This window comes from Micromonospora sp. NPDC051006, assembly GCF_044456245.1.
In the GTDB taxonomy this organism is placed as follows: domain Bacteria; phylum Actinomycetota; class Actinomycetes; order Mycobacteriales; family Micromonosporaceae; genus Micromonospora.
On the sequence record NZ_JBITFP010000025.1, the window covers coordinates 60,379 to 84,934 of the forward strand.

The 24,556-nt window shown below is 72.7% G+C and carries 26 protein-coding genes and 2 tRNA genes; 20 read left to right on the forward strand and 8 right to left on the reverse strand.

The window, feature by feature from the left end:
- The first annotated feature begins 11 nt into the window (after positions 1-11).
- From ACIBBA_RS28290 to ACIBBA_RS28335, 10 genes are all read left to right on the forward strand, one after another.
- The gene (locus ACIBBA_RS28290) at positions 12-806 is read left to right on the forward strand and encodes a 2-keto-4-pentenoate hydratase (RefSeq protein ID WP_396701210.1); all 795 of its coding nucleotides are present in this window, start codon (positions 12-14) and stop codon (positions 804-806) included.
- The gene (locus ACIBBA_RS28295) at positions 803-1,753 is read left to right on the forward strand and encodes an acetaldehyde dehydrogenase (acetylating) (protein WP_396701151.1); all 951 of its coding nucleotides are present in this window, start codon (positions 803-805) and stop codon (positions 1,751-1,753) included. The genes ACIBBA_RS28290 and ACIBBA_RS28295 overlap by 4 nt, the downstream gene beginning before the upstream one ends.
- Positions 1,750-2,823, forward strand: coding sequence for a 4-hydroxy-2-oxovalerate aldolase (gene dmpG, locus ACIBBA_RS28300; protein WP_396701153.1), 1,074 nt, complete (start codon positions 1,750-1,752; stop codon positions 2,821-2,823). The genes ACIBBA_RS28295 and dmpG overlap by 4 nt, the downstream gene beginning before the upstream one ends.
- Complete coding sequence (locus tag ACIBBA_RS28305) at positions 2,820-3,593, forward strand: 2-keto-4-pentenoate hydratase (protein ID WP_396701155.1); 774 nt, start codon at positions 2,820-2,822, stop codon at positions 3,591-3,593. Before dmpG ends, ACIBBA_RS28305 begins: the two co-directional genes overlap by 4 nt.
- Positions 3,594-3,636: 43 nt before the next feature.
- On the forward strand, positions 3,637-4,068 hold the full coding sequence (locus tag ACIBBA_RS28310) for a RidA family protein (RefSeq protein WP_357052114.1): 432 nt from the start codon (positions 3,637-3,639) through the stop codon (positions 4,066-4,068).
- Positions 4,065-4,589, forward strand: a complete 525-nt coding sequence (locus ACIBBA_RS28315) for a 3-hydroxyanthranilate 3,4-dioxygenase (RefSeq protein WP_350872066.1) — start codon at positions 4,065-4,067, stop codon at positions 4,587-4,589. The genes ACIBBA_RS28310 and ACIBBA_RS28315 overlap by 4 nt, the downstream gene beginning before the upstream one ends.
- Complete coding sequence (locus ACIBBA_RS28320) at positions 4,589-5,623, forward strand: amidohydrolase family protein (RefSeq protein WP_396701157.1); 1,035 nt, start codon at positions 4,589-4,591, stop codon at positions 5,621-5,623. Before ACIBBA_RS28315 ends, ACIBBA_RS28320 begins: the two co-directional genes overlap by 1 nt.
- Before the next feature lie 124 nt (positions 5,624-5,747).
- Positions 5,748-7,211 (forward strand): amidase, encoded by a 1,464-nt coding sequence (locus ACIBBA_RS28325; protein ID WP_396701159.1) that lies wholly within the window; start codon positions 5,748-5,750, stop codon positions 7,209-7,211.
- 75 nt (positions 7,212-7,286) lie between these two features.
- Positions 7,287-7,577 (forward strand): hypothetical protein, encoded by a 291-nt coding sequence (locus tag ACIBBA_RS28330; RefSeq protein WP_396701212.1) that lies wholly within the window; start codon positions 7,287-7,289, stop codon positions 7,575-7,577.
- On the forward strand, positions 7,564-7,971 hold the full coding sequence (locus ACIBBA_RS28335; protein WP_357052126.1) for a DUF5130 family protein: 408 nt from the start codon (positions 7,564-7,566) through the stop codon (positions 7,969-7,971). Before ACIBBA_RS28330 ends, ACIBBA_RS28335 begins: the two co-directional genes overlap by 14 nt.
- Positions 7,972-8,146: 175 nt before the next feature.
- On the opposite strand, the gene pepN is transcribed toward ACIBBA_RS28335, so the two are convergent.
- On the reverse strand, positions 8,147-10,699 hold the full coding sequence (gene pepN / locus ACIBBA_RS28340) for an aminopeptidase N (protein WP_396701161.1): 2,553 nt from the start codon (positions 10,697-10,699) through the stop codon (positions 8,147-8,149).
- A gap of 221 nt (positions 10,700-10,920) precedes the next feature.
- On the opposite strand from pepN, the gene ACIBBA_RS28345 reads away from it, so the two are divergent.
- The 4 genes from ACIBBA_RS28345 to ACIBBA_RS28360 all read left to right on the forward strand — a co-directional run bounded on the left by ACIBBA_RS28345 (position 10,921) and on the right by ACIBBA_RS28360 (position 14,002).
- Complete coding sequence (locus ACIBBA_RS28345) at positions 10,921-11,547, forward strand: disulfide bond formation protein DsbA (RefSeq protein WP_396701163.1); 627 nt, start codon at positions 10,921-10,923, stop codon at positions 11,545-11,547.
- 175 nt (positions 11,548-11,722) lie between these two features.
- Positions 11,723-12,166 carry a hypothetical protein gene (locus ACIBBA_RS28350; protein ID WP_396701165.1) on the forward strand — a complete coding sequence of 148 codons (444 nt, stop codon included), beginning with the start codon at positions 11,723-11,725 and terminating at the stop codon, positions 12,164-12,166.
- 97 nt (positions 12,167-12,263) lie between these two features.
- Positions 12,264-13,463, forward strand: a complete 1,200-nt coding sequence (locus ACIBBA_RS28355; protein WP_396701167.1) for a DUF1015 family protein — start codon at positions 12,264-12,266, stop codon at positions 13,461-13,463.
- A gap of 71 nt (positions 13,464-13,534) precedes the next feature.
- Positions 13,535-14,002, forward strand: coding sequence for a ribose-5-phosphate isomerase (locus ACIBBA_RS28360; protein ID WP_396701169.1), 468 nt, complete (start codon positions 13,535-13,537; stop codon positions 14,000-14,002).
- 48 nt (positions 14,003-14,050) lie between these two features.
- Here the strand turns inward: ACIBBA_RS28360 and ACIBBA_RS28365 are convergent, their stop codons facing one another.
- Positions 14,051-14,386, reverse strand: a complete 336-nt coding sequence (locus ACIBBA_RS28365; protein WP_396701171.1) for a hypothetical protein — start codon at positions 14,384-14,386, stop codon at positions 14,051-14,053.
- Positions 14,387-14,527: 141 nt separating this feature from the next.
- Here ACIBBA_RS28365 and ACIBBA_RS28370 point away from each other — a divergent pair, with 141 nt between their 5' ends.
- The gene (locus ACIBBA_RS28370) at positions 14,528-15,073 is read left to right on the forward strand and encodes a hypothetical protein (protein ID WP_396701173.1); all 546 of its coding nucleotides are present in this window, start codon (positions 14,528-14,530) and stop codon (positions 15,071-15,073) included.
- A gap of 156 nt (positions 15,074-15,229) precedes the next feature.
- Here the strand turns inward: ACIBBA_RS28370 and ACIBBA_RS28375 are convergent, their stop codons facing one another.
- On the reverse strand, positions 15,230-15,496 hold the full coding sequence (locus ACIBBA_RS28375) for a hypothetical protein (RefSeq protein ID WP_396701175.1): 267 nt from the start codon (positions 15,494-15,496) through the stop codon (positions 15,230-15,232).
- Between the two features lie 130 nt (positions 15,497-15,626).
- Positions 15,627-17,774 carry a M14 family zinc carboxypeptidase gene (locus tag ACIBBA_RS28380; RefSeq protein ID WP_396701177.1) on the reverse strand — a complete coding sequence of 716 codons (2,148 nt, stop codon included), beginning with the start codon at positions 17,772-17,774 and terminating at the stop codon, positions 15,627-15,629.
- 156 nt (positions 17,775-17,930) lie between these two features.
- Between ACIBBA_RS28380 and ACIBBA_RS28385 the strand changes: the two genes are divergently transcribed.
- Positions 17,931-18,962 carry an L-dopachrome tautomerase-related protein gene (locus tag ACIBBA_RS28385; protein ID WP_396701179.1) on the forward strand — a complete coding sequence of 344 codons (1,032 nt, stop codon included), beginning with the start codon at positions 17,931-17,933 and terminating at the stop codon, positions 18,960-18,962.
- A 53-nt stretch (positions 18,963-19,015) separates the two neighbouring features.
- Here ACIBBA_RS28385 and ACIBBA_RS28390 read toward each other — a convergent pair whose 3' ends face one another.
- Entirely contained in the window at positions 19,016-19,597 is a 582-nt protein-coding gene (locus ACIBBA_RS28390) for a GNAT family N-acetyltransferase (protein WP_396701181.1), read from the reverse strand.
- 154 nt (positions 19,598-19,751) lie between these two features.
- On the opposite strand from ACIBBA_RS28390, the gene ACIBBA_RS28395 reads away from it, so the two are divergent.
- The 3 genes from ACIBBA_RS28395 to ACIBBA_RS28405 all read left to right on the forward strand — a co-directional run bounded on the left by ACIBBA_RS28395 (position 19,752) and on the right by ACIBBA_RS28405 (position 21,695).
- Positions 19,752-20,234, forward strand: a complete 483-nt coding sequence (locus ACIBBA_RS28395; RefSeq protein ID WP_396701183.1) for a hypothetical protein — start codon at positions 19,752-19,754, stop codon at positions 20,232-20,234.
- Between the two features lie 14 nt (positions 20,235-20,248).
- Complete coding sequence (locus tag ACIBBA_RS28400) at positions 20,249-20,821, forward strand: N-acetyltransferase (RefSeq protein ID WP_396701185.1); 573 nt, start codon at positions 20,249-20,251, stop codon at positions 20,819-20,821.
- Between the two features lie 295 nt (positions 20,822-21,116).
- Positions 21,117-21,695, forward strand: a complete 579-nt coding sequence (locus ACIBBA_RS28405) for a hypothetical protein (protein WP_396701187.1) — start codon at positions 21,117-21,119, stop codon at positions 21,693-21,695.
- A 64-nt stretch (positions 21,696-21,759) separates the two neighbouring features.
- Here ACIBBA_RS28405 and ACIBBA_RS28410 read toward each other — a convergent pair whose 3' ends face one another.
- The 3 genes from ACIBBA_RS28410 to ACIBBA_RS28420 form a co-directional block, all read right to left on the reverse strand.
- Positions 21,760-23,145, reverse strand: a complete 1,386-nt coding sequence (locus ACIBBA_RS28410; RefSeq protein WP_396701189.1) for a hypothetical protein — start codon at positions 23,143-23,145, stop codon at positions 21,760-21,762.
- On the reverse strand, positions 23,142-23,648 hold the full coding sequence (locus ACIBBA_RS28415; RefSeq protein ID WP_396701191.1) for a SigE family RNA polymerase sigma factor: 507 nt from the start codon (positions 23,646-23,648) through the stop codon (positions 23,142-23,144). The genes ACIBBA_RS28410 and ACIBBA_RS28415 overlap by 4 nt, the downstream gene beginning before the upstream one ends.
- A 374-nt stretch (positions 23,649-24,022) precedes the next feature.
- Positions 24,023-24,096 (reverse strand) — tRNA-Gly (locus tag ACIBBA_RS28420).
- 299 nt (positions 24,097-24,395) lie between these two features.
- Between ACIBBA_RS28420 and ACIBBA_RS28425 the strand changes: the two genes are divergently transcribed.
- Positions 24,396-24,469, forward strand: a tRNA-Pro gene (locus ACIBBA_RS28425).
- Positions 24,470-24,556 lie beyond the last annotated feature (87 nt).

A 24,556-nucleotide genomic window follows, 5' to 3' on the forward strand; every position in this document is an offset into this window, starting at 1 on the left:
ACGGGCGGCAGATGGACGTCGACATCGAAGCGGCGAACCGTGAACTCGCCGAGGCGCGCAGCAGCGGGAGGCCCTGCCCGCCGCTGCGCGGGCGGTTGCTGCCCGAGGGGGACGTCGAGTCGGCGTACCGGGTGCAGCAGCTCCAGGCGCGCGCCTGGCAGGGTCGCGGCGAACGGCGGGTGGGCGCCAAGATCGGGCTGACCTCCCGGGCGGTGCAGGAGAGCCTCGGTGTCTTCCAGCCGGACTTCGGCATTCTCACCGACGCGATGGCGGTGGGCGACGGGGTCGAGGTGCCGATCGACCGGCTCCTGCAGCCTCGGGTGGAGGCGGAGGTCGCCTTCGTGCTCGGCGCCGACCTGCCCGACGAGCGGGTGACCACCGCGACGCTGATCCGCGCGGTCGACCACCTGCTGCCGGCCATCGAGATCGTCGACTCCCGGATCGCCGGCTGGGACATCTCCATCGTGGACACCGTCGCGGACAACGCGTCCAGCGGGCTGTTCGTGCTCGGCACCTCGCCGCGCCGCCTCGCCGACGTCGACCTGCGGCTGTGCGGCATGGTGCTGGAGCACGCGGGCGAGCCGGTCTCGGTCGGCGCGGGGGCGGCCTGCCTCGGCAACCCGCTGCACGCGTTGGAGTGGCTGGCGCGCACCCTCTCCCGCTCGGGCGACCCGCTGCGCGCCGGTGACGTGGTGCTCTCCGGGGCGCTCGGCCCGATGGTGCCGGTCACCCCGGGCGCGGCGTACGAGGCCCGGATCTCCGGCCTCGGCTCGGTCCGGACCTGCTTCGGAAAGGAAGCGGCATGAGTGCGAGGGCGACCGGGGTGGCGGTGATCGGGTCGGGCAACATCGGCACCGATCTGATGATCAAGGTGTTGCGGCTGAGCGACCGGCTCCGCATGGTCGCGATGGCCGGCATCGACCCGGAGTCGGACGGCCTGGCCCGGGCCCGCCGGCTCGGCGTGGCGACCACCGCCGGCGGCGTCGACGGCCTGGTGGCGATGCCCGAGTTCGCCGACGTCGAGCTGGTCTTCGACGCCACCTCGGCCGCGGCGCACCGGCACAACGACGCGGTGCTGCGCGCACACGGCCGCACCGTGGTCGACCTGACCCCGGCCGCGATCGGCCCGTACGTGGTGCCGCCGGTCAACCTCGACGAGCACCTGCACGAGCGCAACGTCAACATGGTCACCTGCGGCGGGCAGGCCACCGTGCCGATCGTCGCCGCGGTCGGTCGGGTCACCCCGGTGGCGTACGGCGAGATCGTCGCCTCGATCGCCTCGCGGTCGGCCGGGCCGGGCACCCGGGCGAACATCGACGAGTTCACCGAGACCACCGCCCGGGCGATCGAGGTGGTCGGCGGGGCCGAGCGGGGCAAGGCGATCATCGTGCTCAACCCGGCCGAGCCGCCGCTGTTGATGCGCGACACCGTCTACTGCCTCTGCCCGGACGCCGACGCGGACACCGCCGCCATCGCCGCCTCGGTGGCCGACATGGTCGCCCGCGTCCAGGAGTACGTGCCGGGCTACCGGCTCAAGCAGGACGTCCAGTTCGACCGGGTCGACACCTACGTCCCGTCGCTGGGTCGCCACCTCACCGGTCTGCAGGTCTCCGTCTTCCTGGAGGTCTCCGGCGCCGGGCACTACCTGCCGGCGTACGCCGGGAACCTGGACATCATGACCTCGGCCGCGCTGCGGACCGCGGAACGGCTGGTCGCGCTGCGGGGCGCCGTATCCACGGGGGTGACCGCGTGACCGACCTCTACATCCAGGACGTGACGCTGCGCGACGGCATGCACGCCGTCGCCCACCGCTACACCGTCGACCAGGTGCGCGCCATCGCCGCCGCGCTGGACGCGGCCGGGGTGGCCGCCATCGAGGTGGCGCACGGCGACGGGCTCGCCGGGTCCAGCGTCAACTACGGCCACGGCGCGTCCAGCGACGCGCAGTGGATCGCCGCGGCGGCCGAGGTGATGACCAACGCGAAGCTGACCACGCTGCTGCTGCCCGGCATCGGCACCATCGCCGACCTGAAGGCCGCGAAGGCGCTCGGCGTGACCAGCGTCCGGATCGCCACCCACTGCACCGAGGCCGACATCTCCGCCCAGCACATCTCCTGGGCCCGGGAGAACGGCATGGACGTGGCCGGCTTCCTGATGATGTCGCACATGAACGACCCCGCCGGGCTGGCCGCCCAGGCCAAGCTGATGGAGTCGTACGGGGCGCACTGCGTCTACGTCACCGACTCCGGCGGTCGGCTGCTGATGTCCGACGTGGCGCAGCGGGTCGACGCGTACCGGCAGGTGCTGGAGCCGCAGACGCAGATCGGCATCCATGCCCACCACAACCTCTCGCTCGGGGTGGCGAACAGCGTGCTGGCCGTCGAGCACGGCCGGATCGCCGGTGCCGGGCCGGCCGGCGCGCAGGCGCCGCACGGGCGGACCGTCCGGGTGGACGCCTCGCTGGCCGGGCAGGGCGCCGGCGCGGGCAACGCCCCGCTGGAGGTCTTCGTGGCGGTGGCCGAGCTGCACGGCTGGAAGCACGGCTGCGACGTCTTCGCGCTGATGGACGCGGCCGACGACCTGGTCCGCCCGACGCAGGACCGGCCGGTGCAGGTCGACCGGGAGACTCTCTCCCTCGGGTACGCCGGGGTCTACTCCAGCTTCCTGCGGCACGCCGAGCGCGCCTCGTCGAAGTACGGCGTGGACGTCCGCTCGATCCTGGTCGAGCTGGGGCGACGCCGGATGGTCGGCGGCCAGGAGGACATGATCGTCGACGTGGCGCTGGACCTGGCCGGTCGGCGCGAGCAGGAGGAACTCGCATGATCGGGCCGGACACTGTCGGGATCGCCGAGAAGCTGGGGGTGGCGGCCGACACCGCGACCGCGATCGGCCAGCTCGCGGCCGAGACCGGCCTCGACGTGGATGCCGCGTACGCCGTGCAGACCGCGCTCGTGCAGCGCCGGCTCGACCGGGGCGAGCGGCTGGTCGGGCTGAAGATGGGGCTCACCAGCAAGGCGAAGATGGCCCAGGTCGGCGTGGACGAGGTGATCTGGGGCCGGCTCACCGACGTGATGCGGGTGCCCGACGGCGGCACGGTAGACGTCGGCTGGTACATCCACCCGCGGGTGGAGCCGGAGGTGGCGTTCCTGCTCGACCGGCTCCCCGAACCGGGCGAGCCGGTGGGCGACTTCACCGACGCCGTCCGCGCCGTCGCCCCGGCCATCGAGCTGATCGACTCCCGGTACGCCAACTTCACCTTCTCGCTGCCCGACGTGATCGCCGACAACACCTCCGCCGCCGCCTTCGTGGTCGGCCCCTGGTCGCCGGTGCCGGACGGCCTGGCGAACCTCGGCGTGCTGCTGGAGGTCGACGGGCGGGTGGCCCAGGTCGGCTCGACCGCGGCGATCCTCGGCGACCCACGACGGGCGCTGGACGAGGGGATCCGGCTGGCCGGGCGGCACGGGGTGCGACTGCGCGAGGGCTGGGTCTTCCTGGCCGGGGCGGCGACGGCGGCGGTGCCGCTGCGCCCGGGCGCGCACGTGCGGGCCGTGGTCGAGCGGCTCGGCACGGCCTCGCTGCGGGCGGCGTCGTGACGGCGAGGAGCGACGGGGCCTGGTTGCGAACGGAGGGACCGCGGTGAGCGCGGGTGAGGCCCGGGTGGTGGCCGGCAAGGCCGTGCCGCGCGGGGCGTTCCCCCACGTCAAGGTGGCCGGCGGCTTCGTCTTCGTCTCCGGTACGTCGTCCCGCCGGCCGGACAACACCTTCGCCGGGGTCGAGGTGGACGAGTTCGGCACCACCGCCCTGGACATCCGGGCGCAGACCCGGGCGGTCATCGAGAACATCCGCGACCTGCTGCGCTCCGTCGGCGCCGAGCTTGCCGACCTGGTCCAGGTCACCAGCTACCTGGTGAACATGAACGACTTCGGCGGCTACAACGAGGTGTGGGCGGAGTTCTTCGACGCCACCGGGCCCACCCGGACGACCGTGGCCGTGCACCAGCTGCCGCACCCGCACCTGCTCATCGAGATTCAGGCCGTGGCACTTCTCCCCTCAGGAGGTCAGTCGTGAGCGAGATCGCCGAGCCGTTCAGTTTCCCCGGATGGATCGCGGAGAACCAGCACCTGCTGAAGCCCCCGGTCGGCAACAAGGAGATGTTCCCCGGCGGGGACGACTTCATCGTGATGGTGGTGGGCGGGCCGAACCAGCGCACCGACTTCCACATCGACCCGTACGAGGAGTTCTTCTATCAGGTCAAGGGCAACATGCACATCAACCTGATGCTCCCGGAGGGGCCGCGCACGGTGCACGTGCGCGAGGGTCAGATGTGGATGCTGCCCCGCAACACCCCGCACTCGCCGCAGCGCCCGGAGCCCGGCTCGATCGGCGTGGTGGTGGAGCGGATCCGGGAGGAGGGCACTCTGGAGAAGTTCCAGTGGTACTGCGCGGAGTGCGGCTACAAGGTGCACGAGGTGGAGTTGCAGGTGCGCGACATCGCCGCCGACCTGCCCCCGGTCTTCCAGGCCTTCTACGCCGACGAGAACGCGCGTACCTGCGCCAACTGCGGCGCGCTGCACCCGGGCAAGGGCTGATGGCGGAACCCGCCCGGGGTCTGCCGGGGCAGGCGCGGTCCCCGGTGGTCGACGTGCACACGCACGTCGTACCGAAGGGGTGGCCGGACCTCGGCGCCGCGTGCGGTGGGTCCGACTGGCCGTGGCTGCGGGTCGACTCCGAGCGCGCCGCCATGATCATGGTCGGCGAGACGGAGTTCCGCCCGGTCGGCGCCGAGTGCTGGGATGCGTCGACCCGGCTGGCCGACATGGACGCCGACGGCGTCGACGTGCAGGTCGTCTCGCCGACCCCGGTCTTCTTCAGCTACGACCGTCCCGCCGACCAGGCGGTGAAGGTGGCTCGGATCTTCAACGACCTCACGCTGGCGGTGACCGAGGCCGGCGGGGAGCGGCTGGTGCCGTTCTGCCAGGTGCCGTTGCAGGACCCGGACGCCGCCTGCGCGGAACTGGACCGCTGCCTCGCCAACGGGCACGTCGGCGTGGAGATCGGCAACCACGTCGGCGACCGCGACCTGGACGACGAGGGCGTGGTCAGCTTCCTGCAGCACTGCGCCCGGGTCGGCGCCCCGGTCTTCGTCCATCCGTGGGACATGCCGGGCGGTCCTCGGCTGGACCGGTGGATGGCTCGCTGGCTGACCGGGATGCCCGCCGAGACCCACCTGTCGGTGCTGGCCCTGATCCTCGGCGGCGTCTTCGACCGGGTGCCACCCTCGCTGCGGATCTGCTTCGCGCACGGCGGCGGCAGCTTCCCGTTCTGGCTCGGACGGGCCGAGAACGCCTGGCACCGCCGGGGCGACCTGGTCCGTGGCGCCTCGACCGCGCCACCCAGCTCCTACCTCGACCGGTTCAGTGTCGACTCGGTGGTCTTCGCCATGCCCGCGTTGCGGCTGCTGGTGGAGACCATGGGGGAGGACCGGGTGCTGGTCGGCAGCGACTACCCGTACCCGCTGGGCGAACGCCCGGTCGGCCAGGTGGTGCACCAGGCCGACTTCCTCACCGCCGAACAGCGCGACAAGCTCCTCTCCGGCAACGCCCGGCGCTTCCTGTACGGCTGACGGCCGGCGTCCCGCCCTCCGGGTCACCCGGAGACCGAGCGCGAACGGGCCGGTCGGGCGATCCGGCCGGGCGGGCCGGCGCGTGACGAGTGCGAGCGGTCGGTCGTCCGGGCAGGATGAGGTCATGGCCGAGCCGCACGACCTGACCGCGCTGGAGCAGGCCGCCGCGATCGCCCGCGGCGAGCTGTCCAGCGCGGAACTGGTCGCGCATCACCTCGGCCGGGTGGCCGCCCTCGGCGACACCGTCGGCGCGTTCGTCACGGTCACCGCCGAGCTGGCCGGGCAGGCCGCCGCGGCGGCGGACGCGGTCCCGGCCGGGCAGCGCGGCCCGCTGCACGGCGTGCCGACCGCGATCAAGGACCTCACCCTCACCGCGGGGGTGCGCACCACCTTCGGCTCGGCCGCCTTCACCGACTTCGTGCCGCCGGTCGATGCCGACGTGGTCCGCTTCATGCGGGCCGCCGGCCTGGTCAGCCTCGGCAAGACCACCACCTCCGAGCTGGGCTGCTCGCTCTACTCGGAAGGGCTGGTCGCGCCGCCGGCCCGCAACCCGTGGGACCTGACGTACACCGCCGGCGGCTCCAGCGGCGGCGCGGCCGCCGCGGTGGCGGCCGGGCTGGTGCCGGTCGCGCAGGGATCCGACGGTGGTGGGTCGCTGCGCATTCCGGCCGCGCTCTGCGGCCTGGTCGGCTACAAGCCCAGTCGGGGCCTGGTCCCCGGCGGCCCGCTCGGTTTCGGCGCGTTCGGCCTGCCCACCCACGGCCCGATCGGGCGGACAGTCACCGACGTCGCCGCCCTGCTCGACGTGCTGGCCCAGCCGATGCCCGGCGAGCCCTACCTGCCGCCGCTCCCACCGCCCGGTGGCTACCTGGCGGCGGCCCGCGCGGCCGCGCCGGGCCGGCTGCGGATCGGCCGGTTCACCGCACCGATGCTCGCCGAGGAGCTCGTACACCCGGACTGCGTCGCCGCCGTGGACCGGGCCGCCGCGCTGCTCACCGCTGCCGGCCACGAGGTGGTCGAGGTGCCACCGCCACTCGGGCCCACGGCGTGGCCGCTCTTCGAGGTCGTCTGGTACGTGCTGGCGCTCTCCCCGGTGCCGCCGGAGCGGGAGAGCGAGCTGCTGCCGCTCACCCGCTTCCTCCGGGCCCGAGGCGCCGAGGTCTCCGCCGGGACGCTCTCCGCCACGCTGGGCGAACTCCAGGCCCAGGTACGCCTCGGCGCCCGCCGCACCGCCGGCTGCGACCTGCTGCTCTGCCCCACCCTCGCCGCCCCGCAGGCGCCGGTCGGCTGGTTCACCGCCGGCGGCGACCCGGCGGCCGATTTCGACCGGCAACGCCGGTTCTCGCCGTACTGCGCCATCTTCAACGTCACCGGCGAACCGTCCGTCTCGCTGCCGGTCGGGATCACGGCGGCGGGGCTGCCGGTGGGAGCCCTCCTGACCGGCCGGTACGGTGACGACGCGCGTTTGATCGCCACGGCTGCGCAACTGGAGAACTCCAGTGGCGGATGGGATCACCACCCCGCAATCTGGCGGGCCGTCGACTCCGCTAACGTGAATGGCAGCGGGGTCGGGCGGTCGACGCGTTGACCATGTCCACCCGACCTGGATGCTTAAGGTCTCTTCTTCCGCCTGGGGGCGTTGGGATTGTCTGTTACCGACACGTTGCTGGTCTTCGTCGGCATCCCGGCGGCCGCCGTACTGGTGATCGGCGGGCTGGCGTACGCCGGTAGCCGCGGCCGCGGTGGGGGCGGCAGCGCGAAGCGCTACCGGCCGGGCCGACCCTTCGACTTCACTCCGGTCTGGTTCCTGGCCCGTCCGGAGCAGCTGGCCGACTCGGCCGGCACCGCCCTGGCAGCGGGCGCGCAGGCGCCGGCGCTGTCCAGTCGCAAGCAGGAACAGGCTGACCGGGAGGCCCCGGCCAGTGGAACCGGAGGCGCAAGTGACCGTTGGTGAGACGCAGGCCGCTACGGGCAACCCGCCGGAGGTGCTGGACGGCCCCTTCTCGACCCGGCAGCTGCTGCGCATCGACGAGGCGCTCCGCCTGGCCGACCAGGGCACCGGCCTGGTCTTCTCGATCTTCGTCGGCGGTCTCGACGAGCCGATCCGGGAGCACGCCGAGCGGCTGCACCGCCAGCTCGCCGACCCGGACAAGTCGGTGCTGATCGCGGTGTCGCCCAACCAGCGGCAGCTGGAGATCGTCACCGGCCGGCACGCGCGCAAGCGCATCCCCGACACGTACGCCAAGCTCGCCGCGCTCTCCATGGTCGGCGCGTTCAGCGGCGGCGACCTGGCCGGCGGCATCATCAACGGCCTCGACCAGCTGGCCAGCCACGCCGGCAAGGGCTGACCCACTCCCTACGACGAAGCCCGGCCCGCGCACTCGCGGGCCGGGCTTTTTCGTGCCCGGTGCTGGTGCGCACGAATTGGATGAGGGCGCTCGCGGCAGGCAGAGTGGCGCCGACAACGGCCCGGGGCCGGCGAGGGCTCGCACCCCCGCCGGCCCCGGGCCGGTCTGCTGCCGATCAGGCGCTCTGGGCGGCGTCCTTCGCCCGGGCCCGCAGGGCGCGGACGACGCCGTCGCGGCCCTCCGCCACCAGCCGGCGCAGCGGAGCCGGGTGCCCCTCCTCGGCCAGCCAGGCGTCCGTGGCCGCCACCGTGTCGTCGTCCACCTGGTAGGCGGGGTAGGCGAGCTGGGCGAACTCCTGCGCCGGCTCGCTGTCCCGGCTGGCCCACACCTGGGCGACCGCGGCGAAGTACTTCTCCCGGTAGGGCGTGACCAGCTCGACCTGGGTGGGGTGCACGAAGCCCTGCAGCAGCGCCCGGTGCCGCCAGTTCGGCAACGCCTCCGGGCCGGTCAGCTGGGCCCACACGGCGGCCTTGTTCTCCGCGGTCGGCACCAGCGCGTGCACGTACGCGGCCTCCCGCTCGCCGCTCGCCGTCCGGTCGTTGGCCAGCTCGGCCTCCACGTCGGCCGGCCCGGCCGCCCCGTTGGCCACCAGCGCGCCGAGCACCCCCCAGCGCAGCTCGGTGTCGATGGTCAGCCCGGCCGGCACCTCGTTGCCGTCGAGCCAGCCACGCAGTGTGGACAGATCCTCGCTGGAGCGGGCCGCCGAGGCGTACGCCCGGGCCCAGGCGAGCTGGAAACCGCTGCCCGGTTCGGCGGCGGCGAGCGCGGTCTTCGCCGTGCGGGCCAGATCGGCCCAGCCGATCGGCGCCCAGGCGGGGTCGGCGTAGAGGGTGAGCGTCGTGGTCGCCTGCCGCAGTGTGGCGGTGACCAGGTTGATGTCGGACTCCGCGGGCAGCCCGGCCAGCACGAGCGCCACGTAGTCCCGGGCGGCGAGCTCGGCGTCGCGGATCATGTCCCAGGCCGCGGTCCAGCAGAGCGCCCGGGCCAGCGACGACTCGAAGCCGCCGATGTGCTGCACCACTGTGGACATCGACCGCTCGTCCAAGCGCAGCTTGGCGTAGGTGAGGTCGTCGTCGTTGAGCAGCAGCACGTCGGCCGCGGGAACGCCGGACAGGTCGGTCACCTCGGTGCGCTCGCCGGCGACGTCCACCTCGTAGCGCTCCCGGCGGACCAGTCGCCCGTCGGTCAGGTCGTAGAGGCCGACCCCGATCCGGTGGGTGCGCAGCGTCGGGTAGCCGCCCGGCGCCTCCTGCCGGACCACCACCTGCTGGTAGTTGCCGTACGGGCCGATCGTCACCTCCGGACGCAGCGTGTTGACCTGCGCGGTCTCCAGCCACTGGGCGGCGAACTTGCGCAGCTCCCGCCCGGAGGCCGCCTCCAGCTCGGAGAGCAGGTCGTCGAAGGTGGCGTTGCCCCACGCGTGCTTGCCGAAGTAGGCCCGCAGGCCGGCCACGAACGGCTCCTCGCCGACGTACGCGACCAGCTGCTTGAGCACGCTCGCGCCCTTGGCGTACGTGATGCCGTCGAAGTTGACCTCGACGGCCTCCAGGTCCGGCATCTCGCAGTAGACCGGGTGGGTGGAGGAGAGCTGGTCCTGCCGGTAGCCCCAGTTCTTGCGGATCGACAGGAAGGTCGTCCACGCGTCGCCGAACCGGGTCGCGTGGGTGTTGCACCAGTGGCTGGCCCACTCGGCGAACGACTCGTTCAGCCACAGGTCGTTCCACCAGCGCATGGTGACCAGGTCACCGAACCACATGTGGGCCAGCTCGTGGAGGATCGTGTTGGCCCGCTGCTCGTACTCGAAGTCGGTGACCTGGGAGCGGAAGATGTAGTGCGACTCGGCGTGCGTCACGCAGCCGAAGTTCTCCATCGCGCCGGCGTTGAAGTCGGGCACCCAGAGCTGGTCGTACTTCGGCAGCGGGTAGCGCACCCCGAACTTCTCGTGGAAGAAGTCGAAGCCCTGCTTGGTGATGAGGAAGAGGTCGTCCGCGTCCAGGTACTGGGCCATCGAGGCCCGGCAGAAGACGCCCAGGTCGATGCCGTCGTGGCTGTCGCGCACCTCGTGGTAGGGCCCCGCGCAGAGCGCGGTGATGTAGGTGCTCATCCGGGCCGACTCGACGAAGTGGACGAGCTTCAGACCCTCGCCGGCGGGCTCCTCGCGCTCCACCGGCATGTTGGACACCACGCGCCAGTGCTCCGGCACGGTGGCCCGCCAGGTGTAGACGCTCTTCAGGTCGGGCTGGTCGAAGCAGGCGAACACCCGCTGCGCGTCGGCCGTCTCGAACTGGCTGTAGAGGTAGGTCTCGCCGTCGACCGGGTCGACCGTGCGGTGCAGGCCCTGGCCGCTGTTCGAGTAGCCGAAGTCGGCGTCGACCACCAGCGTGTTCTCACTGTCCAGCCCGGAGAGCACGAGGCCCTTCTCGGCCGACCAGTCGGCGAGGTCCACCGGCGAGCCGTTCAGCGTCGCCGAGCGCACCGACTCGGCGGCCACCTCGATGAAGGTGCTCGCGCCCGGCTCGGCGCAGCGGAACCGCACCTCGGTGGTGGAGCGGAACGTGCGGCCGTCGGCCGCCTGCACCGCGGTCGACAGGTCCAGACTGATCTCGTACCCGGTGACCTCGAGCAGGCGGGCCCGCTCGGTCGCCTCGACCTGCGTCAGGTTGCGCACTCCCGGCACTGTTCGTCTCCATCCCACTCTCGCCGTACGCCGCGGCGGCGTCGTCCGCCGGCCGCTCGTGGCGGTCGGCCCGGAACCGAGTCTTCCATGCACCGGCACGCCGCGGTGGCCGAGGTCACGCTCTCATTCCGCTGTCGATCGACGGTTTCCGGGGTGAAGATCGGGGTTGGACGTCGCAGGCGCGGCGTCACCCGTCGCGAAGGGACCTCACCGTGACCGATCGTGTCACCGCCGACATGTGGTTCGACCCGGCCTGCCCCTGGGCGTGGATCACGTCCCGCTGGCTGCTCGAGGTCGAGCAGGTCCGTGACGTGGACATCCGCTTCCACGTGATGAGCCTGTCCGTGCTCAACGAGGGCCGAGACGAGCTGCCCGAGGAGTACAAGTCGTTCCTCAGCACCGCCTGGGGTCCGGTGCGCGTCTGCATCGCCGCCGAGCAGCGGTACGGCGCCGACGTGCTCCGCAAGCTCTACACCGCCTTCGGCACCCGGATCCACCTCGGCAAGGAGGAACGGGGTCCGGAGCTCTACGCCGCCGCGCTGACCGACGCCGGTCTGGACCCGGCGCTGGCCGCCGCCGCGGACAGCACCGAGTACGACGAGGCGCTGCGGGCCAGCCACGAGGCCGGCATGCGCCCGGTCGGCCAGGACGTCGGCACCCCGGTCATCCACGCGCCCGGCCCGGACGGCAGCCCGGTCGCGTTCTTCGGCCCGGTGATCACTCCCGCCCCGAAGGGGGAGGCCGCCGGTCGGCTCTGGGACGGCGTGCTGCTGGTCGCCGGCACGCCCGGCTTCTACGAACTCAAGCGCAGCCGCGAGCTCGGGCCGATCTTCGACTGACCCGCCGGCCCACCGATCGACAGACCCACTGACCGGCCCCGGCCCGACGTCGGGGCCGGTCAACACCCGTGACGGCGTGATTAACCCCCGTCACCGCTCCGCTTCGACCTCGTTTGGCCCGATGTCCGCCGCAGCGATTCGCAACCCGCAACCTGCAGCTCGTGGAGGCATCCCGATGGCGAAGCACCGCCGCACCCCCGGTGAAGATCTGCTCAACCGGGAGGAGGCGGCCGACACCCCGGCGTACTGGTCGGTCGACGACTCCCGTTGGCCCGCGCTCCGACCCGACCTGCCCGCGGACGTGGCCGACCTGCTCGCCCCGCCGATCGTGGTGGGGGTGGCCCGGGTGGCGCCGACGTCCCGCCTGACCCCGCCCGGAACCGCCGACCCGACCTTCCGGCTGCCCCCGTCCACCGCCACCGAGCCGGCCCGGCCGGTTCCGCCCGGCGTCGCCAACGCGGCCCGGTCGGCCCAGCCGTCGCCCGGCCCGGCCCGGTCGGCCCCGCCCGGCGTCGGCAACCCGGCCCGGCGGACGCTGCCCACCCCGGCCGGTCGTGGCCCGGCCGGCGGGCCGGTGAACACCGGGCGGCACCGCCGGTCGACCGAGCACGCCGGCTGACCGTGCCGGACCTCCGGCCGGCCCGCCCCTTTCATCTGGTGGACGCCGCACCGGGTCCGCGTCCGGGTCGATGCGGGCGACGGTAGCGTCAGCGGTCATGACGGTCGTGCACCCGATCACCCGGGCCTGGATCACCACTGGCGGCACCGGCGCGCAGAACTACGACGAGTTCGCCGACGACGCGGAGATCACCGCGATCATCGAGGGGAACCCGCACAGCGCCCTCGGCATCGAGATGCCGCACCGGGCGCCGGAGAGCGTCGGCAAGTCCTTCCTCGACGCGCTGCCCGACGCGGTGGCCCGGCTCGCCGAGGCGAAGGCCGACGGCAGCTACACCCCCGCCGAGCAGGTGGTGGTGCTCTACCGGATCAGCGCCCCGGGCGAGGAGGCGGCCTACGGTCTCTTCGCGATGGTGGACACCGACCAGATCTCCACCCGGGCCGACGAGCCCGGCCTGGTGATCCGCAACGAGGACGTCTTCATCGCCAAGGTGCGCGAGCGGGTGGCCCTCGCCGAGTCGCTCGGGCACCTGCTCTCGCCGGTGCTGTTGTTGCAGACCGGGCGCGGCGAGGAACTGCACGACGCGCTCGCCGCGGCCACCGAGTCGGCCGGCGTGCCCGCCGCCACCGACACCGACCAGGCCGGCCGGACCCACGCGATCTGGCTGCTCGGCCCCGGCCCGCGGCAGGACGAGCTGACCGCGCTGGCCGGCGGCGGTGAGCTGGTGGTCGCCGACGGCAACCACCGCAGCCTCGCCGCGCAGACCGGTGGGCTGCCGCGCTTCCTGGCGGTGGTCACCACGCCCCGGTCGGTGGCGATCCAGCCGTACAACCGGCTGGTCAGCGAGTTGACCACCACCGGCCCGGAGCTGCTCGACCGGCTCCGCACGGCCGGCGCGGCGATCACCGGGATCGACGGCCCGGTCGAGGTCCCGGCGGCCGGCGGCACCGTCCACCTCCGCCTGGCGGGCCAGGGGTACGCGGTGACGCTGCCGAACGTCGACGGCGATCGGCTGGAGAACCTCGACCACGCCCTGGTCGAGCGGCTGCTGCTGCGCGACGCCCTCGGTCTCGACCCGGGCGACAAGCGGATCACCTACGTCGGCGGCGACTACCCGGCGAGCTGGCTGACCGGAGAGGTCGACGCCGGCCGGGCCGAGCTGGCCATCCTGATCGCCCCGGTGACCGTGGACGACTTCGTCGCGGTGAACCTGGCCCGGGAGAAGATGCCGCGCAAGAGCACCTGGTTCACCCCGAAGGCGCGCGGCGGCCTGGTGGTGGCCGAGCTCTCCCGCTGAGCTGTGACCAATCCGCCTCGGTGGCGCCGCCCGCGCGGCGCCGCCGTCGGCGGCCTGAAAGACTGCGCGGTATGCGCGTCTACCTGGGATCCGACCACGCCGGTTACGAGCTGAAGGTGCACCTGGCCAACTACCTGGCCAAGCAGGGGTACGAGGTGGTGGACGTCGGGCCGCACGGGTTCGACCCCGACGACGACTACCCGACCTTCTGCCTGCACACCGGCGACCGGGTGGTGGCCGATGCGGGCAGCCTCGGCGTGGTCATCGGCGGCTCCGGCAACGGGGAGCAGATCGCCGCCAACAAGATCGAGGGCGTGCGGGCGGCGCTGGCCTGGAACATCGAGACCGCCCAGCTCTCCCGCCAGCACAACGACGCCAACATCGTGGCCGTCGGCGCCCGCCAGCACACCCTGGACGAGGCGACCGGCATCGTCGAGGCGTTCCTCGACACGCCGTTCTCCGGCAACGAGCGGCACGCGCGGCGGATCGCCCAGGTCGCCGCGTACGAGCAGTCCCGGGAGCTGCCGCCGCTGCCGTGACGGTCGCCGGCTGATCCCCGGCACCCTGCTCGGGGTGCCGGGCGGCGGTCAGCGCGGCGAGCGGGGCAGTTCCTCGCGGGGCACCCAGTTGCGCCGGACCACCACCACCCGGGCCTCGGCCGCGGCGAGGTCCTCCTCGCCGGGCCGGGCGGCGTCCCGGGCGCGCAGGGCGGCGCTCAGCCCCACCTGTGACGACCCCGAGCCGACCAGGCCGCGCAGCCCGCGCTCGCCGTCCCGGTCGTCGGCCGGCCCGCGGCGTCGGGGCGGCTCGGCACCGTCGTGCACCCCGGCCGTGCTGACCGAGTGCCCGTCGGTGCCCCGGGTCGCCGGGTCACCCTCGGCGTGGTGCCGCAGCCGCCGTCGCCGTCGCTCCGCATCACCCATCAGCCGACCGTACCCCCGTCGCCGCCGCGCGTCGGCGGCACCGCTCGGGCGGTGCCGGACTCGGCGACCGATTTGCCGGGTGGCTACCCTCGGAAACAGACGGCGGACGGTGGTGCCGTCGGTCAGGGGGAGGAACGAGAGATGGCGGACCAGACACAGCCCTGGGCGGAGCGGACCGTCGAGGTGCCGCCGCAGCCCGGTGTCGGGGTGCCACCGCAGCGGGACGGGTTCCGCCGGGGCGTCGCCCCGGTCGGGCAGCCGCGGACGCCGCGCACCGAGCCCTTCCCCGTGGTGGGGCAGGAGCCCACCGGGACCGGCTGGCCGGAGGGGCCCACGCCTCGCCGGCCGATGAGCTGGCACCTGGCCCAGCTGCGGCGCGGCGGCGAGTGGAGCGCCGCGGGCGGGCTCTTCGCCTTCGTCTGCTGGGGGATCTGGGCGATCTCCGGGCGGGGCGACCTGACCGCGCCGCTGCTGATCTTCGTGTTGAGCCTGCTGGTCGCGGTCGGGCTCTTCGCGCTCTCCCGGCTGGTCGGGCGGGTGGTCCTCGAGCGTCAGCTGGGTCGGGTCCGGCGCAGCGCCCGGGGCGCGCACCTGGTCACCGCGGTTTTCCTGGCCGGCCTGGGGGTCGCCTGGCTCCAGCAGACCGAGTGGGTCATGTCGGCCTGGAACTGGATCACCGGCCGCTGACGGCGGTACGCCCGGGCGGGCCGGCCACCGCCGCCCGCCCGCGCGCCCGGTCGCGGGTACGGCCGCGACGCCGGTCGTTCTCCACCAGGCCGGGCTGCTTACCCGGCCGGCCGCGGTTCATCCGCGGCCGGCCGGTCCGGTTGAACCCTCCGGCGGTCAGTGCGTGCCGCCGTGCCCCTCGGCGTCGGCGCGCGGCGAGGCGACCCGGGCGGCCGGGTCCTCCACGCCGGGCTCGCCGCCGTCCGGCGCGACCACGCCGTCGTAGTTGTAGATCGTCCCGCCCTCGCCGTGCTGCTTGGTGGTCCGGATGTAGCGATGGAACAGGCCGTCGATCTCCAGCTCCACGAGGGCGGCACCGCCCGCGTCGTGGGTGCTGCCGTCCCGAGGCCCGCCGGCCAGGTGCGCTGTGCTGTTCGTGTCCATGCCGATGCCCGTACCCGGGTCGCCTCGGCGCAAAACGGACGTCCCCGGACCGGTCACCCGCCGCTACCGCCTCGGCGGGTGACCGGTGGCGCTGACCCGGCCGCCGATCGGGCGGCCGGGTCACGGGCGGTCAGCCGGCGGCCTGGGCGGCGGCCCAGTCGCGGGCGACCCGGACCATCTCCACCAGACCGCCGGCGTACTCCTGGGATTCGCCGTGCGCCTCATCGAACGGCGGCTGGAAGCCGACCCCCTCCCACTCGGCGGTGACCGGGTTCCAGCGGTCGTTGCCCACCTCGAAGTCCCAGGCGAAGATGCCGAGCTCGTAGTAGAGCTGGTCCGCCGAGTTGCCGGCGGCCGAGTAGAGCACGTCCGCGACCGGTCCGGTCTGCGACGGCCAGGTGACCGTGCCGCGCTCCTGGGCGATGGCGCCGACGATCCGCCGGGCGCTGTTCAGGAAGAGCGTCGACTCGTCGATCGACGGCCGGGGCAGCGTGACCCGCCCGTCGGCCCGGTACGCCCCCGGCGGCCACATGAAGTACCCGCCGTAGGAGTGCACGTTCATCGCGAACCGGATGTTCGAGTGCGCCTGGGCGAGCGCGATGACGTTGCGGCTCTCCGCCTCGGAGAGCTCACTGGTCCCGGCGTAGGTGCCGGAGAGGCAGTTGCTGCTCGCGCCCACGTACCCGTCGAAGTGCGAGCCGACGGTGTAGTTGCGGTTCAGGTCCACCCCCCACGAGTCGCGGTAGCGCGGGTCACGGTTGGCGCCCGCGCAGTGGTTGACCAGGTTCTTGCGCTGGAAGTTGTAGTCGTGGAAGGAGTAGTTCGCGCCGTCCGGGTTCACCGTCGGGATGACGAAGATGTCCACCTGCTCCAGCAACTCCCGGGTGGCCGGGTCGGTGTGGGCGTTGGCCAGCATCCGCTCCGCGAACTCCAGCGTGACCAGCGGCGTCGCCCACTCCCGGGCATGCTCCTGGGAGTACGCCAGCACGCCGACCCGGGAACCGTCCCGGTGCACGCCGATGCGCAGCGCCTGCACGGTCCACGCTCGGGTCGGCACCTCCGCGCCCCGCAGCCCGTCGTCGAGCCGGACCGGGCTGACGACCGGCATCGGCAGGCCGGCCGAGCCCTCCTCGACGAAGGCCCGGAACCGGTTCGGGAACCGGCTGCTGATCGCGGCGGCGACGTCGTCGGTGCTGCTGGTGATCTTGCCGGCTCCGTCGGTGGCCAACGAGACGGTCATGACCCGGTCCCGGTAACCGACCGTCAGGGCGCGACCCGGTCGACCCGGGTCGACGGTACGCACCTGGACGCCGTTCATGCCCTGGTCGCCGAAGCGCACCGACTCGACCACGACGGCCGCGGCGGCCGGATCGCCGAGGTACGCCACCGCGGTCCGCCGGTAGCCCTGGGTGCGGTGCGGAAGGTCGATCACGTCGACCAACCCCGGGTACTGGCGGGCGAGCCGCTTGATCCGGGCCTGGATGTCGACCGGGGTGAGGTAGGCGTCGATGAAGTCCTTCTGGTAGCCGGCGGGCAGCGGCGGCGGGGTGGCGCTCGGCCAGGGTGCCGGGGTGACGACCCGGCTGACCCCGCCGAGGCTGGACGTCGCGGTCACCTGCACCGGCCGGTTCGGCACCGGCTGGGGGAGCGCGTAGTGGTACTGGTACTCGCCGGAGTCCTCGAACCGGAACAGCGGGAAGGAACCCGTCGCCCCGTCGGCGGTGCGCCAGTTGACCGTGATCTCCACGTCCGGGTCGTCGGTGGCGGTCGTCGCCACCTGGGTCTGCACGAAGGTCTGGCCCCCGGTGCTCCACCAGTACGCCTGAAGGAAGTGCAGGGTGTCCACGGCCGCCGCGGCACCGGCCGTACGCTGCCCTGCGGTCGGGGCCCGCAGGCCGGCGGCGGTGCGCTGCTGCGCGGCGCGGACGCTCTCCGCCAGGTGTCGGGCGCCGTCGCCCTCGCGCTGCACCACCCGCAGCGCGGTGGCGCCCTGCGCGGTCAGCTCGGCGAGCTGTGCGCCGGTCAGCACCAGGTCGGCGAGGACCCGCCCGTCCGCGGAGCGGGGCCGGTTGGCGAGGTCGGCGCCGCGGGCGACGAGCTGGTCGAGCTGCGCCTGGTCGCGCAGCTGGACCCGGATCACCGCGGTCTCGCCGCTGGCCAGGGTGACCGTGGGTGGTGGTGCGGCTGGCGCGGCCGCGCCGGAGCCGGGATGGGACAGCACCGCGCTGAGCAGGATCGCTGTGGTGGCGGCAGCCGTCCACCGTCGTCGGACGATCATGTGCCCTCCTGACGGACATCGATGTCACGGGTGCTACCCACACCAGTGCACAGATCGACAACTGTCAAGCAGTCGGCTTCCGGTGGCGGTGTTTCGAAGGGTGGGGCCGGGGAACGCGCGCTGCCGTCACCGACCCGGTAGCCGCGAAGGAGCGCCATGTCCGCCCTGCCCACCCGGGAAGACCCGCGCCTGACGCCGGTGCTCGCCAACGACCGGGTCTGCACCGGCGTCACCACCGTCGGCGGACGGATCTTCCTGAGCTTCCCCGGCGCTGACGAGCCGGGAGTTAAGGTCGCCGAGGCGCTCCCGGACGGCCGGCGGGAGCCCTGGCCGGACGCGTCCTGGAACGCGGCCCACGGCGACGGGGCGTACGTCAACGTCAACGGCCTGCGGGCCGGGCCGGACGGGCGGCTGTGGATCATCGACGCGGGCGCGCCGGGGCCCGGCCAGCCGCAGGTGCCCGGCGGCGCCCGGCTGATCGTCGCGGACCCGGCAACCGCGCAGGTGACCCGGATCTACGACCTGACCGCCGCGGTCGTCGGGACCAGCTACGTCGACGACGTCCGGTTCAACGGCGGCACCGGCTACCTGACCGACGCCGGGGCGCCGGGGTTGATCGTGCTCGACCTGGCGACCGGCGCGGCCCGCCGGGTGCTCGACGGGCACCCGAGCACGGTGGGCCGACGGTTGATCGCCGACGGCGAGGTGCTGCACGGTCCGGACGGCGCCGAGGTCGTCCTGCACGCCGACCAACTGGAGGTGTCGCCGGACGGGCGGTACCTCTACTACCAGCCGGCCTCCGGCGGCCTGTCCCGGATCGAGACCCGCTGGCTGGACGACCCGACGGTCGCCCCCGAGACGGTGGCCGCGCAGGTCGAGCCCTGGCTGGACACCCCGACGACCGGCGGCACCGCGATCGACGCGGCCGGCACGATCTACCTGAGTGACGTCGAACGGCGGAGGATCCTCGCCATCTCGCCGGAACGCGCGGTGACGACGTTGATCGCCGATCCCCGGCTGGTCTGGGTGGATGCCATGTGGGTCGACGCCGGGGGTGATCTCTGGCTGCCCGCCGCGCAGCTGCACCGGACGCCGGGCCTGGCCGGCGGCGCCCAGCGGGTGCGGTACCCGGCCTGGATCTACCGGCTGAGCATCGGCACCGGTCCGGCCCCCAACGACCACGCCTGATCGACGTTGCGGCCGACGACCGCGGCCGCAGTCGTCGGCGGCGGCCAACGGCGTCAGGGGCGGTCGGCGGCCTCCGCCCGGTGGGCGAGCCACTCCTGCCGGGTCAGCGCGTACTCGACCTCGCCGAGCTCGGTGCCCGGCAGCGGGTCGTCGAAGTCGAGATGGAACGTGCGGACATACCGCAGCCCGACCGAGGCCATGGTGGCTCGCGACGGGGTGTTGACCGTCATGGTCTCGGCGAAGATCCGGGTCAGGCCGAGATCCTCGAAGCCGTGCCGGACCAGCTCGCGGGCCCCCTCGCTGGCCAGGCCCCGGCGCCAGTACCGGCGCAGCAGCCGGTAGCCGAGTTCGGCCTGCCCCTCGACCGGGCTCTGGTCGGCGCGCTCCGGCGGTTCGAGGATCCACCAACCGACGAACGCCCCGTCGACGAGACCGGCCCAGAAACCCAGACCGGGCACCTGCTGCGCGGCCGCGAGCCGCCGCCGGTGCAGGGCCTGCACCTCCGCACGGGTACGCGCCGGGCCGAGGTAGCGCATCACCTCAGGGTCGGCGTCGAGCTCGACCTCGTCGTCGAGGTGCTCGTCGGAGAGCGGGACGAGATGGATCCGGCTGGTTCGCAGCGTGGCCTGGGACATGTGCCGGATTCTCGCCCGCGCCGGCCGGGCGGAGCAGCCGATTATTCGCCGGCCGGCGCGTCCGGTGAAACGGCTGGCCCTCGGGACGCCAACGATGGAGCGACGAGCGGATGGGGGCGTTCCTGTGCTGGCTGAGGGAGACCAAGCTGGATCCGTGACCGACGGAGGCATGATGGGGCAGGTGGAGAGTCTGAACCTCAGCCGCGAGGACTACCAATCCGCCTTACGCGTAGGGGAAGCGCTGCGCGAAAGGGGCTGGCGAACGGTCCGCAGCCTTCCGCAGACGGTGGAAGGGTGGTCGGGACTGATCGAGGAGATCCGTGCAGGCTATGACTGGGGTGTGGACGAGTACCGCAACGACCTGTCCTGCCGCGAATGGATCGAACAGGCGCTGCCCCTGCTCACCGAGCCCGTGCGGGCGAACTGGCAAGGCATCGTGGATGAGCTGGATGAGAAGTTTCGCGAGGTGACCGTCGACGACGGTGCGGCCTTCTGGCCGTTCGGCGTGACCGACCGGTGGTGGCTGCGGCGCCGGCCCACGGTGCTGGTCGGCGAACTTGCCCGCGACCTGGCCCACTATGAAGCCGATGGGGCCGGCCCCGGCTCGCCGGGTGGCCCTGGTGATGCGACGGCCTGAGATAGGTTTCCGCTGTGACAGCGCCCGAGATCACCGTCGCCACCCCGGAAGACCGTGCACAGGTCATCACCTCGCTGGTCGCCGCCTTCACCAAGGATCCCGTCCTGCGGTACCTGTTCCCCGACGAGGCGACCTATCCGCGGTACGCCGCCGCCTTCTTCGGGCACCTCTTCGACAAGCGGGTGCACAAGGGAACGATCTGGACGATCGAGCACGGCGCGTCGGTCGCGATCTGGGAACCACCCGCCGCCGAGAACGAGTGGCCGGACGACGATCTCGCCGCCCACCTTCCCGCCGACGTGTTGGCCCGCGTCCGCGGCTACGACGAGGCGGTGCACTCCGCACTGCCGGCCGCGCCGTTCTGGTACCTCGGGGTGTTGGGTACGCACCCTGACAAGGCCGGCCGCCGGTGGGGCCACGCCGTCATGAAGATGGGACTGGACCGCGCCGCCGCAGACGGCCTGCCGGCGATCCTGGAGACCAGCAACCCCGACAACGTCGAGGTGTACCGCCGCGCCGGCTGGGACGTGGTGCACGCCTTCGCCGAGCCCGTGCCCACCTGGCTCATGCGGCAGTCGCATCGCTGACGCCGGCGTACGTCGACGCCAAGCCAGATTCGGACCCGCCGGAACGGAACGCCCAGGTGCCGCGGTCACGCGGTCTATCCGCCGTAGGGGGTACGCGCTACTGGCACGCGGATGGCACGGATGACCTACATATATGAGGTCAAGCTGACCGCCATGACGACCTGGGTATCGGGTCCCAGCAGCGGAAATTCTTTGCGACGTCTCACACTTCTCCTGCTGTCCGTCGGCCTCTTGCGGACTGGATGCGGACCGGTGACGAGGACGGCGTTGGACAGGTCGGCCCTATGCTTTTGGCGTGGCAACAGAGCATGGGTTCATCGACCTGGATCAGAGAGAGGGTGGTCCTGCAGGATCGGACGAGAGTCGGGGTGAGCGCGTGCTGTCTAGACCACGTGTGGCGCTGTACCTCGTCGGTACCTTCGCTCTCGGTGTGGCGCTTGGCGGTGTCGGTGTTGCCAAGTTCCAGGAACGCCGCGAACAACAGGCACAGTCGGCCACGGTCGCGGTCGACGCCATGGCCGGCCCAACCAGCGGGGGTAACGGACGCGACGGGAATGCCGAGGTGGACGCCCAGTTGACGGTGGTTAATGCTGGTTCCATACCGGTCATGGTTCGTTTCGCTGGAGCTCAGGAGACGGGCGTGCTGGTACGCGACACCGGCCAGTCACTGTTGTTGCTCCCGGGCAGCACAGGCGGGATAGACGTCCGGCTGATGGTTGATTGCCGCATGGCCAGCCCGAATCCTCTGCCGATGCGATTCTCGGTGCAGACCCCCGACCAGCAATCCGCCGAGCTCACCACGCCGGTTGAAGTAGGCGCTTGGCACGAGCCCATCGACGCACTCTGTAACGCCTCGCCTGGGGCGACGGGGTGACAGGCTGTATCCGGGAAGCGGGCTCGCTGATCGTGGCGGACCGCGCGGCTCGGGCGCCTCGTGGCTAGGAGGAAGCTGTTCTATTCCCGGCTCGGGGCTGCGTCGATGGATGTGTTCGGCGCCATAGCAAGTACGCGGTGCCGAGGACGACGACGCCGATGACGGCGTTGAGGAGCATTGGCCAGGGCCCGCGCTGGGCGCGACCGGCGTCGCGGACGGTCAGGTCGGGCAGCAGGCCGGTGGCGAGGTGAAGGTCGAAAAGCTGGCAGCTCTCGGTGCCGAGCTCGCAGGTGCTACCGGTGTCGAAGCGGGCCAGGGTCCGGCGGGTGCCGGCGCCGAGTTGCACCTCGGCCAGTGACACGTGACCTGCGGCGTTGGTGGTCGCGACGACCACACTGCCCATCGAGCGCCAGCCGAGCAGTTGCACGACGTCGGGGACTGATGCCAGTGGTGTGCCGCTGCCCGTGACGGGCACGAACGTGACGTCGCCGACCTTCCACAGGAAGGTGCCGTGGCGGCCAGTGTCGCCACCGGTGGTGCCGTTGAGCGGGCCGTCGTACACCCACGGCACGGTAGCGAGGAACCTTCCGTCCGGCGACCAGCCGACCGCGGCGGCCAACTCGCGTCCACTCGGAATCTGGACGCTGCCGTGCTCGCGACCGTCGAGGTCGATGAGGTGGGCCACCTGGCCGACCTGCACGGCGATCCGGCGACTGTCTGGCGCGAACGCCGCCGTCCATGCCGGCTTGATCGCCGGCACCTCGGTGCTGCGCCCGGTCGACAGGTCGAGCAGCCGCAGCGTGCCGGTGCGAGCCACCTCGGCCTCGACGACGTTGACGGTGCCGAACTCTCCGGAGTTGGTGAGGGGCGCGGCGCTGAACGCGACGTGGCGTCCGTCGGGAGACCAGGCCAGCAGCCGTACGCCGACCGGGTCACCGAGCGGAATCGACCGGCGCTTGCCGGTGGTCAGGTCGACGAGGATCAGGTCGCCGGTCGCGCCTCGTTCGTCGCCGAGCAGCACGCGGGTGCCGTCCGGGGAAAGTAGCGCCGAGGGGCGGTCCCGCTCCTCCATGGCGTCGACCCGCCGGTACGTGTCCCCATCGGCCCCGACGACGAGCGGTTGGAAACTGTTGAGCCACTCGCCGTTGCCGGAACCGTAGAGGGCGATCGCGCGGCCGGGCGGAGCCGACGTGACGGTGCTGGTGAGCATCGAGTACCCGGCGAAGCGGTCTGGCAGGCTTGGCTTCGTGGACGGGGCCGCCGGCCGGACGGGCAACGGGAGGCCGGGCACGACCAGGACGGTCAGGACGAGCACGACGACTGCCCATACCGCTGCGGTCGCGATCCGATGGCGGCGGATCGAGCGGCGGCCTCGGGTGAGCACGGCCTCCAGGTAGCCGGGCGGCAGCGGCGGCGGATCGTCCGGCAGGGTGGCGAACAGGTCTCTCATGGCGTGTCCGATCCTCCCGGCACGTAGTTCGGCAGCAGGCGGCGCAGCGCCGTGATGGCGTGCGAGGTCTGGCTCTTCACGGTGCCCGTCGAGCAGCCCAGCGCCGCCGCGGTCTGCGCAACGTCGAGGTCCTCCCAGAACCGCAGCACCAGCACCGCCCGTTGCCCGCGGGACAGCTTCGCGAGCGCGGCCAGGAGGTCGACGCGGAGTTCGGCACCAGCCAGCGGCGCTACCGGGGGCCCGATCACGTCGGCCACGGGCCACACCCGGCGGCTCCAGGACCGCTTCCGCTCGGCCAGGTAGACGTGCACCAGCATCGCCCGGACGTACGCGTCGAGGGAGTCCGCAGCCGTTGCCTTGCGCCAATGCTGGTACAGCGCGACGAGGCACTCCTGCACCAGGTCGTCAGCGGCCGACCACTGCCCGCACAGCCGGTACGCCAGCCGTCGCAGCCACGGCATCCGCGCCTGGATGTACTCGACGTACTCTCGTTCACTCCGCAACCCAGCCTCCCACCAACATTGAGAGTGGCCGGGGACCCGCTTCGGTTGTGGCAGGTTGCGACAAAGCTGCACGGCGGCGGCCTACGAGCTGATCCAGCCAAGCCACAACGGGCGCCGAGAACCGAACAGGCATCCCGTCGGCCAGGGCGTAGACCTGGGCGATCGTGGCGGTCCGGGTCAATCCCTCCGGGCCCACATACCGGGCCTGCCATCGGCCCGCGCATCGGCCATGGACCGGCGGATCGCCCGGCAGACCCGGGCAAGGGCGGCCAGAGCAGCTAATGGCCGACGGATGGCCCGCAAGATCGAAGGGGGGAGTGGCCGATCGGCCCAGGATCAGGGGATGCAGCCTCTGATCTGGGCCGGAGACCCGGTGGAGCGGGCGACGGGAATCGAACCCGCACCGTCAGTTTGGAAGACTGAAGCTCTGCCATTGAGCTACGCCCGCGTACGCCCCGACACACCCGGGACGCGCACAGCGTACCCAATGCCCTCGCTCCGCACGCAGTCGTGTCCCCCCGCGCGCCGCGCCGCGCGCCGGCCCGCCAAGATCCACGCACTTTCCGGGATGTTGGGGCTTGGGGAGGCGGGGGAGGCCACAACATCCCGGAAGTTGCGGCCTCCAACCGGCGGGGCGCGAGGCCGCGCCGAGGGGGCGCCACCGGCGGGGGAAAGCGGGCGATGTGTCGGGTTGGTGGTGCCCCGGGGCCCGGGCCGGGGTGCGACGGCATACACTTCTCGTCGCCACGGGGTGTGGCGCAGCTTGGTAGCGCACTCGCTTTGGGAGCGAGGGGCCGTGGGTTCAAATCCCGCCACCCCGACTGTCGTCCGCAGCCGGGTCGTCCGGGGCGCCGCCGATTTTTCCCGCGCGGTCCCCGGGCGCTGCCGGAGCGCCCGACCGGCTCGCC

Excerpts from the sequence above, each read along its gene's own strand:
- ACIBBA_RS28290 (WP_396701210.1), top strand. The coding sequence starts at position 12 with ATGGACGTCGACATCGAAGCGGCGAACCGTGAACTCGCCGAGGCGCGC.
- ACIBBA_RS28295 (WP_396701151.1), top strand. The coding sequence starts at position 803 with ATGAGTGCGAGGGCGACCGGGGTGGCGGTGATCGGGTCGGGCAACATC.
- ACIBBA_RS28305 (WP_396701155.1), top strand. The coding sequence starts at position 2,820 with ATGATCGGGCCGGACACTGTCGGGATCGCCGAGAAGCTGGGGGTGGCG.
- ACIBBA_RS28320 (WP_396701157.1), top strand. The coding sequence starts at position 4,589 with ATGGCGGAACCCGCCCGGGGTCTGCCGGGGCAGGCGCGGTCCCCGGTG.
- ACIBBA_RS28325 (WP_396701159.1), top strand. The coding sequence starts at position 5,748 with ATGGCCGAGCCGCACGACCTGACCGCGCTGGAGCAGGCCGCCGCGATC.
- ACIBBA_RS28350 (WP_396701165.1), top strand. The coding sequence starts at position 11,723 with ATGGCGAAGCACCGCCGCACCCCCGGTGAAGATCTGCTCAACCGGGAG.
- ACIBBA_RS28355 (WP_396701167.1), top strand. The coding sequence starts at position 12,264 with ATGACGGTCGTGCACCCGATCACCCGGGCCTGGATCACCACTGGCGGC.
- ACIBBA_RS28360 (WP_396701169.1), top strand. The coding sequence starts at position 13,535 with ATGCGCGTCTACCTGGGATCCGACCACGCCGGTTACGAGCTGAAGGTG.
- ACIBBA_RS28365 (WP_396701171.1), bottom strand. The coding sequence starts at position 14,386 with ATGGGTGATGCGGAGCGACGGCGACGGCGGCTGCGGCACCACGCCGAG.
- ACIBBA_RS28370 (WP_396701173.1), top strand. The coding sequence starts at position 14,528 with ATGGCGGACCAGACACAGCCCTGGGCGGAGCGGACCGTCGAGGTGCCG.
- ACIBBA_RS28375 (WP_396701175.1), bottom strand. The coding sequence starts at position 15,496 with ATGGACACGAACAGCACAGCGCACCTGGCCGGCGGGCCTCGGGACGGC.
- ACIBBA_RS28380 (WP_396701177.1), bottom strand. The coding sequence starts at position 17,774 with ATGATCGTCCGACGACGGTGGACGGCTGCCGCCACCACAGCGATCCTG.
- ACIBBA_RS28385 (WP_396701179.1), top strand. The coding sequence starts at position 17,931 with ATGTCCGCCCTGCCCACCCGGGAAGACCCGCGCCTGACGCCGGTGCTC.
- ACIBBA_RS28390 (WP_396701181.1), bottom strand. The coding sequence starts at position 19,597 with ATGTCCCAGGCCACGCTGCGAACCAGCCGGATCCATCTCGTCCCGCTC.
- ACIBBA_RS28410 (WP_396701189.1), bottom strand. The coding sequence starts at position 23,145 with ATGAGAGACCTGTTCGCCACCCTGCCGGACGATCCGCCGCCGCTGCCG.